Genomic DNA, 1,434 nt, shown 5'->3' on the forward strand with positions numbered 1-1,434 from the left:
TGAATCTCTACCTATAAACTAGACACATTAAAAAAACAATATTATGCAGTCCATAGAAGGTGATCCCGATAAGCTACTGGGGTCATCTTCTTTAATTTCTTTTGATACCGACCATGATTGTAAAATAAAATGTAGTCTTCTACAGAATGCCACAACTTCTGTAGACTTTCATGTCTTTCTGAGAGGACTACGTCCTTCATATGACCGAAAAAGGATTCGATTGGAGCGTTATCCCAACAATTGCCTCTTCTAGACATCGATTGAATAAGTCCCATTTTTTCAACATTACTTTGATATTTAGGATTGGTGTAGTGAAAGCCTTGATCAGAATGCAGGTACCTTTCTGTATCAGGAATATCAAGTGTGACACGATCTAATTTCTCCAAAGTCTTAAAGACCAAATCCATCTTCAAAGAAGTAGAGAAGTGATGTGCAACGATTTCTCCCGTAGTCCCATCTTTAACGGCAGAGAGGTAGGCCATTTGGCCCTTACCGTAAGGTAAATATGTAATATCAGTAAGTAATACTTTATAAGGGACTCCTCTATTGAAATCACGATTGACAAGATTCTTCTTAGTTTGATGTTCTTGTGTCGCCTTCATCATTTTCTTGTAGGGTTTGGCTTTTCTAATGGGAGAAACGATCCCATGTAGTCGAAGAATTCTCCGAATCTTTTTATGGTTCATCACAATACCATATTCAGCCTCTAATGCCATCTTTATTTCGTCCACACCGCATTTTCTTTTCTCAATGTACACTTGATGGAGCAATTCGAAATCATTGCTGTCTTTTTCGTACTTCTTATAGCGGTTTGTCTCAGTGTTCAACCAATAATAGTAACCACTACGACTAACCTCGGCTACTTCGCACAAATGCTTGATCATACCTTTAAGACCATATTCTCGTATGATTGAATTGATCAGTTCATACCGCTCACTGATCTTCAGTACGTTTTCTTTGTCGTTCTTCACGCTCCTTTCTTGACTCTCTAATTTTTTTACTAAATCTAAATTACCTTCTAAATAGGCTATACGTACTTTTGCCTCTTCCAACTGTTCCTCGATAGATCCTTTTTGTTTCCCGTTTTCTCTCGTCCCTTTACCACGAGTTTCGTTATGAAAACTTTCTTCGCCTTTATTTTTGACACTTATCTTCCAGCGACTCACACACTGATGAGGTTTACCTTTACCTACAAGATTTTCTGGTAGGCCGGCGGCCTCAAAGATAACTGTTGAGGTCATTCCACTCTCACTTTGCTTTACTGCTTTAATTTTAAAGGCAGGAGAATAGGTAATGCTTTTCGAAGAGACTGCTTTTACATTAGGATTCTTTTGCAGTATTTCTATTTCTTGTTTTGTATATATTTTTTTGCTCATCAGAAAAACCTCCACTTAAAACTAGTCTATAAAAGTATAACGAAAAAACTCTAAAAAA

1 protein-coding gene is annotated in these 1,434 nt (G+C 37.1%); it reads right to left on the reverse strand.

The window, feature by feature from the left end; genetic code table 11:
- Nucleotides 1-41 precede the first annotated feature (41 nt).
- The gene (locus CLV38_RS13565) at nucleotides 42-1,376 is read right to left on the reverse strand and encodes an IS3 family transposase (RefSeq protein WP_106196521.1); all 1,335 of its coding nucleotides are present in this window, start codon (nucleotides 1,374-1,376) and stop codon (nucleotides 42-44) included.
- Nucleotides 1,377-1,434 lie beyond the last annotated feature (58 nt).

This window comes from Alkalibacterium olivapovliticus, from assembly GCF_003003275.1.
Lineage (GTDB): Bacteria > Bacillota > Bacilli > Lactobacillales > Carnobacteriaceae_A > Alkalibacterium > Alkalibacterium olivapovliticum.

What these genes read in the sequence shown, in the direction of transcription:
- CLV38_RS13565 (WP_106196521.1), bottom strand. Translation starts at nt 1,376, where the DNA reads ATGAGCAAAAAAATATATACAAAACAAGAAATAGAAATACTGCAAAAG.